This is a genomic window from Amycolatopsis sp. NPDC058986, from assembly GCF_042741125.1.
Classification (GTDB): domain Bacteria; phylum Actinomycetota; class Actinomycetes; order Mycobacteriales; family Pseudonocardiaceae; genus Amycolatopsis.
On sequence record NZ_JBHYJW010000043.1, the window covers coordinates 24,533 to 37,417 of the forward strand.

12 protein-coding genes are annotated in these 12,885 nt (G+C 67.8%); 7 read left to right on the forward strand and 5 right to left on the reverse strand.

From position 1 onward, the window contains the following. Nucleotides 1-89 precede the first annotated feature (89 nt). The gene (locus ACFW0G_RS31150) at nucleotides 90-869 is read right to left on the reverse strand and encodes a class I SAM-dependent methyltransferase (RefSeq protein ID WP_378329004.1); all 780 of its coding nucleotides are present in this window, start codon (nucleotides 867-869) and stop codon (nucleotides 90-92) included. Next, entirely contained in the window at nucleotides 866-1,639 is a 774-nt protein-coding gene (locus ACFW0G_RS31155; RefSeq protein ID WP_378329005.1) for a class I SAM-dependent methyltransferase, read from the reverse strand. The genes ACFW0G_RS31150 and ACFW0G_RS31155 overlap by 4 nt, the downstream gene beginning before the upstream one ends. A gap of 94 nt (nucleotides 1,640-1,733) precedes the next feature. Between ACFW0G_RS31155 and lysS the strand changes: the two genes are divergently transcribed. Continuing rightward, a complete protein-coding gene (gene lysS / locus ACFW0G_RS31160; RefSeq protein WP_378329006.1) occupies nucleotides 1,734-3,245 on the forward strand; it encodes a lysine--tRNA ligase in 1,512 nt (503 codons plus the stop codon). A 150-nt stretch (nucleotides 3,246-3,395) separates the two neighbouring features. Next, entirely contained in the window at nucleotides 3,396-3,749 is a 354-nt protein-coding gene (locus ACFW0G_RS31165) for an Lsr2 family protein (RefSeq protein WP_345406481.1), read from the forward strand. 49 nt (nucleotides 3,750-3,798) lie between these two features. Here the strand turns inward: ACFW0G_RS31165 and ACFW0G_RS31170 are convergent, their stop codons facing one another. After that, entirely contained in the window at nucleotides 3,799-4,620 is an 822-nt protein-coding gene (locus tag ACFW0G_RS31170) for a DUF6597 domain-containing transcriptional factor (protein ID WP_378329007.1), read from the reverse strand. Nucleotides 4,621-4,684: 64 nt separating this feature from the next. Between ACFW0G_RS31170 and ACFW0G_RS31175 the strand changes: the two genes are divergently transcribed. Continuing rightward, a complete protein-coding gene (locus tag ACFW0G_RS31175; RefSeq protein ID WP_378329008.1) occupies nucleotides 4,685-5,266 on the forward strand; it encodes a TIGR03086 family metal-binding protein in 582 nt (193 codons plus the stop codon). 358 nt (nucleotides 5,267-5,624) lie between these two features. Here ACFW0G_RS31175 and ACFW0G_RS31180 read toward each other — a convergent pair whose 3' ends face one another. Continuing rightward, nucleotides 5,625-6,449 carry a (2Fe-2S)-binding protein gene (locus ACFW0G_RS31180; RefSeq protein WP_378329009.1) on the reverse strand — a complete coding sequence of 275 codons (825 nt, stop codon included), beginning with the start codon at nucleotides 6,447-6,449 and terminating at the stop codon, nucleotides 5,625-5,627. A gap of 382 nt (nucleotides 6,450-6,831) precedes the next feature. Here ACFW0G_RS31180 and ACFW0G_RS31185 point away from each other — a divergent pair, with 382 nt between their 5' ends. The 4 genes from ACFW0G_RS31185 (at nucleotide 6,832) to ACFW0G_RS31200 (ending at nucleotide 12,122) form a co-directional block, all read left to right on the forward strand. Continuing rightward, on the forward strand, nucleotides 6,832-9,390 hold the full coding sequence (locus ACFW0G_RS31185) for an ATP-dependent Clp protease ATP-binding subunit (protein WP_378329010.1): 2,559 nt from the start codon (nucleotides 6,832-6,834) through the stop codon (nucleotides 9,388-9,390). Between the two features lie 124 nt (nucleotides 9,391-9,514). Beyond that, a complete protein-coding gene (locus tag ACFW0G_RS31190; protein WP_378329011.1) occupies nucleotides 9,515-9,880 on the forward strand; it encodes a type II toxin-antitoxin system RelE/ParE family toxin in 366 nt (121 codons plus the stop codon). A 3-nt stretch (nucleotides 9,881-9,883) separates the two neighbouring features. Further along, nucleotides 9,884-10,246 carry a helix-turn-helix domain-containing protein gene (locus ACFW0G_RS31195; RefSeq protein ID WP_378329012.1) on the forward strand — a complete coding sequence of 121 codons (363 nt, stop codon included), beginning with the start codon at nucleotides 9,884-9,886 and terminating at the stop codon, nucleotides 10,244-10,246. A 64-nt stretch (nucleotides 10,247-10,310) separates the two neighbouring features. After that, nucleotides 10,311-12,122, forward strand: coding sequence for an Hsp70 family protein (locus ACFW0G_RS31200; protein WP_378329013.1), 1,812 nt, complete (start codon nucleotides 10,311-10,313; stop codon nucleotides 12,120-12,122). Between the two features lie 3 nt (nucleotides 12,123-12,125). Here ACFW0G_RS31200 and pcp read toward each other — a convergent pair whose 3' ends face one another. Next, nucleotides 12,126-12,767 carry a pyroglutamyl-peptidase I gene (gene pcp, locus ACFW0G_RS31205; protein WP_378329014.1) on the reverse strand — a complete coding sequence of 214 codons (642 nt, stop codon included), beginning with the start codon at nucleotides 12,765-12,767 and terminating at the stop codon, nucleotides 12,126-12,128. Between the last annotated feature and the right edge of the window lie 118 nt (nucleotides 12,768-12,885).

Here is a 12,885-nt window from a genome sequence, read left to right on the forward strand (position 1 = left end):
ACGGTAGCACCGGCCGCGCCCGCCGCCTGGTGATTTCGGTCGCCATCCCGCGGCAATGCCGAATACGTTTCGCATTGCGTCGGCTGCAATCAGCGACGTTCGGCGACGATCAGCACTCGGCGGGTCATCAGATCCAGCGTGATCCGCTGTTGCATCAGGTTCGCGACGATCTTGTCGGGCTCTCCTCCGCTTTCCCCTGCCAGTGCGTCGACCGCCTCGAGCATCAATTCGTTGATCCGGATCTGCCGTTCTCGCCATGCATCGGTCTCGTCGTAGGCGCGGACGTCGAAACCCGCGGCTTCGAGCAGCGGCCGGTGATCCGGTACCTGTGGCGGCATATTCACGGGCTGACCATGAAAATCCCAGGTCGTGGCCACCAACCGGCCGCCGGGAACGAGGATCCGGGCCAGTTCGGCGAGCGCGACCGCTTTGTCGGGAGCGAACAACAACGAGTCCGCGCTCATCACGGCGTTCACGGATGTGGACGGCAAGCCCGTTTCGGCGAAGCTGCCGAACCGGAATTCCGCCCGATCGGACCTGCCCAGCGTCTCGGCTCGCCGTCGCGCCGAGTCCAGTGCGGTCTCCGCTATGTCGATTCCGATCAGCGACGTATTCCGCTGCGCGGAAACCCACAGGCCGGGACCGCCGCGTCCGCAGCCGATGTCGGCGATTGTGTCACCCGCCGATACCTGTGTATCCGCTGTGAATCTCCGCAGATCCGTTTTGGTGACGAAGCTGTACACATCCAGGTCCGCCGGATATTCGTCGCCCAGCACCTCGGTGTGGACCCGTGCCATGACCGCCGACGACGGCGCGCCGTACACCGCGGTGAACACTGCCGCCCAGTCGATCCGATCCATCGAGGTCATCGCCGCCTCGCGCGGAAAACGGACGTGATGATCGGCAGGTCGAACTCGCCGTGGCCGGTCTCCGGATTCGACTCCAGGAAAGCTCGAGCCGCGCTCAACATGGTGTTCGCCTCCTCGGGGGACGCGACGAGCATATGCGAATGCGTGGCCACGGTTTCCACGAGACTTTCTGCGGTGCGCCGCTGGGAGTGCCGGAAAATCTCCCGTTCGAACGGGTCGAAGGCTCGATGCGTGGGCACCTCGCCGGGGTTGTCGAGCCATACCCGGCTGACCCCGGTCCTGGTCAGTTCACGGAACTTGGCGACCCATGGCACGGATTCGTCGTCGTGGTTCCACAGGGCCACGACTACTCCACCCGGCCGAATCACCCGCGCCATTTCGGCGAGCGCCGCGTCGGCGTCGAACCAATGAAAGGCCTGCCCGATGACGACCGCGTCGGCGGAACCATCGGGCAGCGGGATGTTTTCCGCGGTCCCGGTCATCGCGGTGACCTCGGGCAACAACCGGGAGAACTCGGCCAGCATGTCCGGATCCGGTTCGACCGCGGTGACCAGCGACCCGAGTTCGAGCAGACCGATACTCACCTTGCCGGTGCCCGCGGCGAGATCCACGATCCGCAGGGGTGCCGGGGTGGCCCCGGAAAGGCCCCAGGACAATGCTTTCCGCGGGTAGCCGGGGCGATGCCGGGCGTATGCGGCCGCGCGAGAGCCGAACCACGCGGCCCGCCTGGCCCGCAGTTCCTGATCGGGATCAGCTGCCGGTTCGTTCACCAGCCCAGGTTAAACGACGGAAAACCTTCATGTTCGCTCCGCGAACGGTAATCCGGTTGGCGTAGCCGAGCGGTGAGTTCGTACGCTATGGGGCATGAACACCAATCCCCCTTCCGGCGCCACGCCACCCGAAGACGATCTGCCCGAACAGCTGCGGGTCCGCCGGGACAAGCGTGAGCGCATCCTCGCGGAAGGGATCGACCCTTACCCGGTCGAGGTGCCGCGAACGCACTCGCTGGCAGAGGTGCGTGCCGCGCATTCCGGATTGCCCGCCGACACCGCCACCGGTGAGCTGGTCGGCGTGACCGGCCGGGTCATGTTCATCCGCAATACCGGCAAGCTGTGTTTCGCCAGCCTCCGTGAGGGCGACGGGACCGAATTGCAGGCGATGATCAGCCTCGCGAAGGTCGGTGAGGACGCGCTCGCGGCGTGGAAGTCGGACGTCGATCTCGGCGACCACGTATTCGTGCACGGTGAGGTGATCACTTCCAAGCGTGGCGAGCTTTCCGTGCTCGCCGACGGCTGGCGGCTGACCTCGAAGGCACTGCGCCCGCTGCCGGTCGCGCACAAGGAGCTCGCCGAGGAAACCCGGATCCGGCAGCGTTATGTCGACTTGATCCTGCGGCCGAAGGCGCGTGATGTCGTGCGAACCCGCGCCGGCGTACTGCGTTCGCTGCGCGACTCGTTCCACCGTCGCGGTTTCACCGAGGTCGAGACGCCGATGCTGCAGACGCTGCACGGTGGGGCGGCGGCACGCCCGTTCGTCACGCATTCGAACGCCTTCGACCTCGATCTGTATCTGCGGATCGCGCCGGAGCTGTACCTCAAGCGCTGCGTCGTGGGCGGTATCGAGAAGGTTTTCGAGATCAACCGAAACTTCCGGAACGAGGGCAGTGACTCCTCGCACTCCCCGGAGTTCGCGATGCTCGAGTACTACGAGGCCTATGCGACATACGACACCAATGCGGTCATGACGCGCCAGTTGATCCAGGAAGCGGCCGAGACGGTACTGGGTACCCAGGTGGTCACTCTCACGGACGGTTCGGAGTACGACCTTTCCGGTGAGTGGACGACGCTCGGAATGTACGAGTCACTGTCGGACGCGCTGGGCGAAGAGGTCACCCCGGAGACGCCGGCAGGCAAGTTGCTGGCGTTCGCCGAGGCCAGGGGCCTGGAGGTCGATCCGAAGCTCGGCCACGGCAAACTGGTGGAGGAACTGTGGGAGCACCTCGTCGGTGACCATCTCCACGCCCCCACATTTGTCCGTGATTTTCCGCTGGAGACCTCCCCGCTGACCAGGCAGCATCGGAGCAGGCCGGGAGTCGCGGAGAAGTGGGACCTCTACATCCGCGGATTCGAACTGGCCACGGGTTACTCCGAGCTGGTCGATCCGGTCGTGGAACGGCAACGCCTCACCGAACAGTCGCAGCTCGCCGCACAGGGTGATAGCGAAGCCATGCGGCTCGACGAGGATTTCCTGCGCGCCCTGGAGTACGGAATGCCGCCGAGCGGCGGCGTCGGAATGGGGATCGACCGGTTGCTGATGGCGCTGACCGGCCTCGGTATCCGGGAGACGATCCTCTTCCCCCTCGTGCGGCCCGAATAACCCGCCCGTGTGACGGATAGCTGACGGTTATCTCAAACGAGATTTGCGTTAGCCCGGATCAGCGGGTATTAATGTGCTAGACAAAGTCTTCTGTTCCGGGGCTCGCCCCGTAACCAGATCGTTTCGAGTAGCAAGCCCAGGAGGAAACAGATGGCACAGAAGGTGCTCGTCTCGCTGGTCGATGACATCGACGGTACCGAGGCGGAGGAGACCGTTGAGTTCGGTTTGGACGGTGTCGCCTACCAGATCGACCTCTCCGCGGAAAACGCCGAGGAGTTGCGCGACGTCCTGGCGCAGTATGTAGAGCACGCCCGTCGTGCCGGTGGTCGTAAGCGCGCCCCGATTCGCCCGGCCGTCGGCGCCAAGGCTTCGGCTCGCCCGGCGACCGTCGACCGCGAGCAGAACCAGGCCATTCGCGCTTGGGCCCGCAAGAACGGGTACGCGGTTTCCGACCGCGGCCGCATCCCGTCCGAGGTGGTCGAGGCCTACCACAAGAAGAACTGACGGCGTAGTTCGCCGCCAAGCCGCCGGGGAATTCCCCCGGCGGCTTTCTTCATGTCCGGGGATGTTCACGATCTTCGCGGGCGGCCCTGGCGTACTCACCGGGCGACAGGCCGGTTACTGTGCGGAAATCGCGGGTGAAGTGGGACTGGTCGCTATAGCCCAGTTGTGCCGCCAGACCGGCGTAATCCGGCCGGGTCGTCCCCGAGATCCGTCGCGCCCCGTCGTTCAGCCGATATACCCGGATGGCCCACTTGGGGGTGCAGCCGATGTGTTCGGCGAACAGCCGTTGCAGGGAACGGAGCCCGAGACCGGTGGCCGCGCACAGCTGGGCGACCCGGGTAATTCCCGGGTCGGCGTCGATTGTTTCGACCGCCTCGGCGGCATGGGCCGCCGCCGGGGGAAGAACGGGCGGATTTGCCATCAGCAGGTTGTCGGCCACTTCGGCCATTTCGTGATCTCCGTTCACGTTCCGGATCGATTCCGTCGCCGCATCGGCCGCCGGGCCGAAGACTTCGGCCAGCGGGATCGAGCGGTCCGTGATATTGCGGACCGGCTGACGAAGGAAAGGCCGGAAACATCCCGGCCGGAACCGGACACCGAGACCGTGCACCCTGCCCTCGAGGCGATAGGAGAACACGTCGTGCATCGGTCCGTACACGCCATCGGCGCCGGGGAAGAACACGGCGTGGACCGAGAGATTCGGCAGGACGCGCTGTTCGAACGGCGGCTGCCCGCGAAGATCCCAGCGCAGTATCCAGTAGTACTGCACGAATGGCGTCAGAGCGGACGCGGGCGGATGCCGGGTCAGCGTGAACTTCGTTCGGGCAACGCGCTCGTTGATGATGCCCCGGGGGATCCGGCGATCGGGCACCGGATCACGATAGCTGTCGCGTTCCTTCTATACCTTTCGCTCTCCGCGGTGGCTGGATGGAGTCATGGCTGATCACTCCGCATTCGTCCCTTCGGCAGCGGCCGAATTCCAGCGTGTCGCCGCATCGCTCACTCCGGATGACCTCACCGTTCGCACGCCGTGCGAGGCCTTCGACGTGCGAGGTCTGCTCAATCACCTGCTCTACTGGGGCCCGTGGCTGCTGGCCGCTGGGCGCCAGGAGGAACCGCCGGCCGTCACGGGTGGCGAGACCGATGTGGACCTGGTCACCGGCGATTGGGCTGCGGCGCTGGAGAACCAGACGAAGACGCTGGTGCACGTTTTCTCGGCGTCGGCGGCCTGGACGGGGATGACGTCCCTGGGACGCACTGAAATGCCGTCGAGCGTCGTCGGTGAGATGGTGCTCGGCGAGTTCGTGCTGCACGGCTGGGATCTCGCGCGTGCCGTCGGCCGGGATTTCGCCTGTGCGGCGGAAATCGCCGCCGCGGTGCACGCCGGTGCCGTCGCGATGGGCGCGCAGGCGCGGGAAATGGGCGTGTACGGCCCCGAGGTCGCCGTTCCCGAGTCCGCGCCGATGCTCGACCGCGCGCTGGGAGCGACGGGCCGGGACCCGCTGTGGAAGCCCTGAGTGCGTGGGTCCGCGGGCTCGTCGTGGCGGCTGCGGTTTCGCGCCGCGGCCCGGGATGTCGTGAACGCTCCGTTTGGGACGCTCATCGTCGGCAACGGAGCGTTCGCGGCATCGGGCGAGGCTGTCGGTTTGGGCAGGGGAAGTCCGAGGGACGCCCTGGTCGCATTCAGCGCACCCAGGGCCCCCTTTGTCGCATCCCCAGGGCAGCGCACCGTAGGCGTCCTGCGGCACATCCGGCGGGACCCACGGCCCCGGACCCCTTGGTGAGAAACCTGAGTGTGTCCGGATGGGCATCTCGCGTGCCTGAACGCGCGACTCGCGTGATTGGGCGCGTATCTCGCGTGTCTGGGTGGAGAACTCAGCGGGAACAGGTGCGGGGGCACTCCGCGCATTCGGTTTCGTCGGGCAGGAGATAGGAGAAGCAGCAGCTTTCGCGGCGGCGGGTCCACTCGCGGTGTCCGTCGGGGCCGGTGTCCAGCCGCAGGGTCGAGGGCGAGGTCAGCGGCGGGAACCGGGCGTCGAGCACGAGGGCCGCGTCGGCGACGCCCGCGCCTTCGGCCTCGGCCGTGCCGCCCTGCTTGCCCGCCCACCAGAGGGAGTTGTCCAGCGCGTCGGTCGCGGCGGCCCACAGCATCCGGCGGCCGAGCCTGCTGCCCGGCGCGTACGCGCGGACGAACTTCGCGGCGTGGGCGATGTAGTGCGCCCGCAGCACCGCGGCGAGGGCGCGCTCGTCGGGCACCACCGTCGCTTCCGGCAGCGCGGAACCGGGGTCGGTCGGCAGGCAGTAGAAGTCGTCGCCCAGCACGGCCATCCCGACCGGATGCGGCCGGTCGTCGCCCAGCTCGAAGGCCAGTTCCGCCGGCTTCAGCGACGGGACTCTGCGCTCGTGGTGCAGCAACAGCGCGCCGACGTAGGCGGGGACGTGCAGGTACCACGACATGACGTAGCTCGCGGTAGTGCGCTCCGGGGCTTCGCCGTACTCGGTGAACAGCCAGTCGCCGAGCAGCTTCCGCCAGTCCTTGAACCGCTCTGGATCGGCCAGCAGATCCGAACAGCGCAGCCAGCCCGCGGGGACGTCCCGGCGGATCTCGCCCCGCTCCTGCAGCCCCCCGACTCGCAGGAGCGAAGCCGCGAGGCCGTCGCCGACCTCGCGTGCGTCGCGGAAGGACCGCTGATGGTTCACCCGCGGCCCTCCTTACCGGCGCTGCGACACACGTGTTGATTAGGCGTGCCTAACCTTACATACTTTTCGGCGTTGCGCCAATCGGGTAACCAGGAAGTGGGAACTTCCAGGTTGCGCATCTGTTCGCGGTGAGCGGACACGGCCCGTCCGGAGGAATCCGGATGGCCGGACACACGTTGTGCTTGACGTAAAGGTGCAGGGCAACCGGATGATGAGAGATGTCCGTGCGGATAGCCGTACGGGTGCGATCGGGCCGCCAACAGCCGTAGTGGTACGCCAGCGCGACGACTTGGCTACTAGAGTGGTCTCACGGTGCTGAATCCATCGCGGTGCAAGCACGCGATGGAAACGGGCCGCCGGCGCAGCAGTCGAGGGAGTGCACATGTTTGAGAGGTTCACCGACCGCGCGAGGCGGGTGGTTGTCCTGGCCCAGGAAGAGGCCCGGATGCTCAACCACAACTACATCGGCACCGAGCACATCCTCCTGGGTCTGATCCACGAGGGTGAAGGTGTCGCCGCCAAGGCGCTGGAGTCGCTGGGTATCGCCCTCGAGGGCGTGCGCCAGCAGGTCGAGGAGATCATCGGCCAGGGCCAGCAGGCGCCGAGCGGGCACATCCCGTTCACGCCGCGGGCGAAGAAGGTGCTGGAGCTGTCGCTGCGTGAGGCGCTGCAGCTCGGCCACAACTACATCGGCACCGAGCACATCCTGCTCGGCCTGATCCGCGAGGGCGAAGGCGTCGCCGCGCAGGTACTGGTCAAGCTGGGTGCGGACCTGAACAGGGTGCGCCAGCAGGTGCTGCAGCTGCTTTCGGGCTACCAGGGTGGCAAGGAGTCCGCCGAGACCGGCTCCGGCCGTGGTGAGGGCACGCCGTCCTCGTCGCTGGTGCTGGACCAGTTCGGCCGCAACCTGACCGTCTCCGCCCGCGAGGGCAAGCTGGACCCGGTGATCGGGCGCGGCAAGGAGATCGAGCGGGTCATGCAGGTCCTCTCGCGGCGGACGAAGAACAACCCCGTGCTGATCGGCGAGCCCGGCGTCGGCAAGACCGCCGTCGTCGAGGGGCTGGCGCAGAACATCGTCAAGGGCGAGGTCCCGGAGACGCTCAAGGACAAGCAGCTCTACACCCTCGACCTGGGTTCGCTGGTCGCGGGCTCGCGCTACCGCGGTGACTTCGAGGAGCGGCTGAAGAAGGTCCTCAAGGAGATCAAGACCCGCGGCGACATCATCCTGTTCATCGACGAGCTGCACACGCTGGTCGGGGCGGGCGCCGCGGAGGGCGCGATCGACGCCGCGTCGATCCTCAAGCCGATGCTGGCGCGTGGTGAGCTGCAGACCATCGGCGCGACCACGCTCGAGGAATACCGCAAGTACATCGAGAAGGACGCCGCGCTGGAGCGCCGGTTCCAGCCGATCCAGGTCGGCGAGCCGTCGCTGGAGCACACCATCGAGATCCTCAAGGGCCTGCGCGACCGGTACGAGGCGCACCACCGCGTCTCGATCACCGACTCGGCGCTGGTGGCCGCGGCGACGCTGGCCGACCGGTACATCAACGACCGGTTCCTGCCGGACAAGGCGATCGACCTGATCGACGAGGCGGGCGCGCGGATGCGCATCCGCCGGATGACCGCGCCGCCGGACCTGCGCGAGTTCGACGAGAAGATCGCCGACGTGCGCCGGGACAAGGAGTCCGCGATCGACGCGCAGGACTTCGAGCGCGCCGCCCGGCTGCGGGACGAGGAGAAGACGCTGCTCGGCCAGAAGGGCGAGCGGGAGAAGCAGTGGAAGGACGGTGACCTGGACGTCGTCGCGGAGGTCGACGACGAGCAGATCGCCGAGGTCCTGGCCAACTGGACCGGTATCCCGGTGTTCAAGCTCACCGAGGAGGAGACCACGCGTCTGCTCCGCATGGAGGACGAGCTGCACAAGCGGATCATCGGCCAGGAGGACGCGGTCAAGGCCGTGTCCCAGGCGATCCGCCGTACCCGCGCCGGCCTGAAGGACCCGAAGCGCCCGTCCGGCTCGTTCATCTTCGCCGGTCCGTCCGGTGTCGGTAAGACCGAGCTGTCCAAGGCGCTGGCGTCGTTCCTGTTCGGCGAGGACGACGCGCTCATCCAGATCGACATGGGTGAGTTCCACGACCGCTACACCGCTTCGCGGCTCTTCGGTGCCCCTCCGGGCTACGTCGGCTACGAAGAGGGTGGCCAGCTGACCGAGAAGGTGCGGCGCAAGCCGTTCTCGGTGGTGCTGTTCGACGAGATCGAGAAGGCGCACCAGGAGATCTACAACACGCTCCTGCAGGTGCTGGAGGACGGCCGCCTGACCGATGGCCAGGGCCGCACGGTCGACTTCAAGAACACGGTGCTGATCTTCACCTCGAACCTGGGTACCTCGGACATCTCGAAGTCCGTGTCGCTCGGCTTCGGTTCCGGTTCGGACTCGACGAACCGGTACGAGAAGATGAAGCAAAAGGTCAACGAGGAAATGAAGAAGCATTTCCGCCCGGAGTTCCTGAACCGGATCGACGACATCATCGTGTTCCACCAGCTGACGCAGGAACAGATCATCGAGATGGTCGACCTGATGATCGGCCGGGTCGAGACCCAGCTCAAGGTCAAGGGCATGGAGCTGGAGCTGACCTCGAAGGCGAAGGCGCTGCTGGCCAAGCGTGGCTTCGACCCCGTGCTCGGTGCCCGGCCGCTGCGCCGGACCATCCAGCGCGAGATCGAGGACCAGCTGTCGGAGAAGATTCTCTTCGGCGAGGTCGAGGCGGGCCAGATCATCCTGGTCGACGTCGAAGGCTGGAACGGCGACCCGGAGGAGAAGGACGACAAGGCCCACTTCACCTTCCGCGGTGAGAAGAAGCCGACGTCCGTCCCCGACGCCCCGCCGGTCAGCATCGGCGCGAGCAGCGGTGACGACGCCAACGAGGCCGAGAACGACTGATCTCGGTTAGAGCCTGACGAGAGGGCGGTTCCCCGGTGGGGAGCCGCCCTCTTGCCGTATTCAGCTCGTTGTGGCCCTGGTGCCCTGACAGCGGGCGTCATAAGGTGTACATTATAGTTGCCCGATGGAGTGGGACATCGAGCTCCACGAGGAGGTGGACCGTTGGTTCACGTCGTTGTGCGAGAACGACCCGATCACGGCGGACCGGGTGGAAGAGGCCATCGACGTTCTGGCGCGGGAGGGGCCGCGGCTAGGGCGGCCGTTGGCTGATCGGGTCAAGGGCTCACGACAGCACAACTTGAAGGAGCTGCGTCCGGCCTCCGCGGGTAGCACCGAGATCCGGATCCTGTTCGCGTTCGATCCGGTGCGGAAGGCGGTGCTCCTGGTCGCCGGTGACAAAGCCGGTAACTGGAAGCGGTGGTACGACATCAACATCCCGATCGCCGAGAAGCGATACGAACGACATCTGAGGGCGCTGAAGGAGGGCTGAAGCATGGGCCGGTCGTGGAAGGACGTAAAAGCGGAGAAGCTCGCTCGTGACCGGGAAGCCGGTCGCGACATCGAAGCGGCCCGTACCGCTGCTCGTGAGGCCACTGAGGCGTACGTGCTCGGTTTCCGGCTGGCGCAGCTCCGCGAGGATGTCGGGATGAGCCAGACCGAACTCGCAAAGCGCATGGGTGTGAGCCAGCCTCGGATCAGTCAGCTGGAGCAGGGCGACCCCGGTCAGATGGAGCTGGACACCATTCGCCGGTACATCGTGGCGCTCGGCGGTCGCATGCGGGTCGTCGCGGACTTCGAGGACCACGACGTCACGGTGTCGGCCAGCCAGCACGATCACAGCGACGCCTGCGCCTGACTCCGGCACGTTCCGCCTCATCCGGCGTGAGACGATGCGCTGGCCGGTCCGGGGAGGGGGAGGCGTGGACGTTCTGTCGATCGATTTCGGCACTTCGAGCACCGTGGGCGTGTTGTCCGCGTTCGGTCGTGGACCTCGTGCCATCGAGATCGACGGGTCGGTCACGATGTCGTCGGCGGTGTACGCGGGTGAGGACGGGCTGCTCGTCGTGGGGCAGGACGCGGAACGCCGGGCTCGGCTCGAGCCGAGCCGGTTCGAACCCAATCCGAAGCGCCGTATCGACGAGGGCACGCTGCTGCTCGGTGACGCGGTCGTCGAGGTGACCGACGCGTTCGCGGCGGTGTTGCGGCGGATCGGCGAGGAGGCCGAGCGGCAGCTGAACCGGCCGCCGGACCAGGTGCGTATCTCCCACCCCGCCGGCTGGGGCGCCACGCGGCAGGAGGTGTTGCGGCGCAGCGCGGCCAAGGCCCGGTTGGTCGACGTCCGGCTGATTCCCGAGCCGGTGGCGGCCGCGGCGCACTACGCGGCGCTGGGCGATCAGCCGTCGCGCCGCCTTGGCCCGATCGCGGTGTACGACCTCGGGGCGGGCACCTTCGACTGTTCGGTCGTCGGGATCACCGAACACGGTTTCGCGGTGCTCGCCGAGGACGGGCTGCCCGATCTCGGCAGCCTCGACATCGACCAGGCGCTGCTTGTCCACATCGGACGGTCGGTGTCGCACGCCGATCCCGCGCAGTGGCAGCGGCTGCTGCGCCCGCACACGACCGCCGACCGCAGGCTGCGCCGTTCGCTGCTGCAGGATGTCCGTGACGCCAAGGAAAGCCTGTCGCGGCACCCGCGGACCGAGGTGCCGATGCCGGAGCCGTTCGGGGACGTCCTGGTGACCAGGGACGAGCTTGAGGCGCTGGTCCGGCCGAGCCTGTTGCGCAGCGCCGAACTGCTCGCCGCGACCGTCCGGCGGGCCGGGCTGACGCCCGCCCGGCTCGGCGGGATCTACCTCGTCGGCGGGCCGAGCCGGATGCCGTTGCTCGCCGGACTGCTCGCCCAGCAGCTCGGCGTCGTGCCGACGACGCAGGACCAGCCGGAGACGGCGGTCGCGTTCGGGCTGCACCACGTGCCGCTCGGCGGCGCCGACCCGAATCTCACCGTGCCCGCCTTCGCGCCGGTTCGGCCGCCAGTGGCACCGCCACCGGCACGACAACCCTGGCCCGGCCCACCGCCCATGTCGCAGCGTCCCGGACCGCCGCCACAGCCAGGAACGATGGGGCAGGCGTGGCGGGCGCCGCAGCCGGAACTCCGGCGTTCGGCGAAGAAGCCGTTGCTCATCGGCGCCGCTGTGCTGGTGGTGATCGCCGTCGTCGTGACCGCCGTGCTCCTGGTGAGCAAGAGCGACACACCCGCGGCGGCCCCGGCGGAAAACTGCACCGCCGCGTCCACCTTCGACCAGTCCGGGTTCACGCCGTGCCTGCGCTCGCTGGCCGGCACCGTGCCCGACCGTACCCAGTGCTCCGGCAACCCGGCGGCGGCCAAGACGCTGAACGCCGTCGCGGCGGTCGACTGCACCGTGCGGGCCGACCTCTCGGGCAAGGTCGACCGGGTCACGACGATCAGCTACTACCAGGGGATCGACACCGCCGCGGTCGCCGCGCGGGCGAACCTGGACCTGAACTCGGCCAAGAACGTCAACGGGACCTGGACCGGCGGCGGCCAGCGCGGCAGCTACGTGGCGGGCGCGACCGGCGGCGACGCGGGGTTCGTGCTCTTCCAGGTCGACGGGAAACCGGCGGTCGGCGTCGTCGTGCTGCTCGATCGGGCCGGCAAACCGACCGCCGCGAGTATGGCCGGATACTTCACCGAACAGGTCAAACCGGCCTGAGCGTCAGTGCAGGGCGCCCGCGGGGACGGCGAGATCCTCGGTCACCGCCAGGGCGGTGTCGACGAGTGCCGCTAGCGCCTCGGCCGTGCGCGACACGTCGAGACTCGGCGCGGCCGTCCCCGCGGCGGCGACCTGCTCCGGGCTGTAGGGCACGTGCACGAAACCGCCGCGCGCCCCGGGAAACTCCGTGGCCAGCAGGTGCATGAGGCCGTAGAAGACCTGATTGCACACGTATGTTCCGGCCGTGTGCGACACCGAGGCGGGCACGCCCGCCTCCCGGATCGCCGCGACGCAGGCCTTGACGGGCAGCGTGCTGAAGTACGCCGCCGGGCCGTCGGCGATCACGGGGACGTCCACCGGCTGGGCGCCCGCGTTGTCCGGGATCCGCGCGTCGACGAGGTTGATGGCGACCCGCTCCGGCGTGACGTCCGGACGGCCGCCCGCCTGGCCGACGCACACCACGAGGGCCGGGCCGTGCTGCTCGATTGCCTTGCGCAGTGCGGGAAGCGAGGCGTCGAACTCACACGGCAGCTCGACCGCGACGACGTCGTCACGGCCTGTCGCGAGTGCGGACACCGCCTGCCACGACGGGTTCACCGCCTCGCCGCCGAACGGCGCGAACCCCGTCACCAGCACCTTCACCACGTTCCTGCCTCCTCATGCCGTCAAGGCCACCTTACGGGCGTTGAATCCAGTCCAGTCGCGCAGCGCGTCCGTTGAGGGCGGCGGCGGGGGCATGGATGGAGCTCGTAAGGTGGCCTTG

Excerpts from the sequence above, each read along its gene's own strand:
- ACFW0G_RS31150 (WP_378329004.1), bottom strand. The coding sequence starts at position 869 with ATGACCTCGATGGATCGGATCGACTGGGCGGCAGTGTTCACCGCGGTG.
- lysS (WP_378329006.1), top strand. The coding sequence starts at position 1,734 with ATGAACACCAATCCCCCTTCCGGCGCCACGCCACCCGAAGACGATCTG.
- ACFW0G_RS31165 (WP_345406481.1), top strand. The coding sequence starts at position 3,396 with ATGGCACAGAAGGTGCTCGTCTCGCTGGTCGATGACATCGACGGTACC.
- ACFW0G_RS31175 (WP_378329008.1), top strand. The coding sequence starts at position 4,685 with ATGGCTGATCACTCCGCATTCGTCCCTTCGGCAGCGGCCGAATTCCAG.
- ACFW0G_RS31185 (WP_378329010.1), top strand. The coding sequence starts at position 6,832 with ATGTTTGAGAGGTTCACCGACCGCGCGAGGCGGGTGGTTGTCCTGGCC.
- ACFW0G_RS31190 (WP_378329011.1), top strand. The coding sequence starts at position 9,515 with ATGGAGTGGGACATCGAGCTCCACGAGGAGGTGGACCGTTGGTTCACG.
- ACFW0G_RS31195 (WP_378329012.1), top strand. The coding sequence starts at position 9,884 with ATGGGCCGGTCGTGGAAGGACGTAAAAGCGGAGAAGCTCGCTCGTGAC.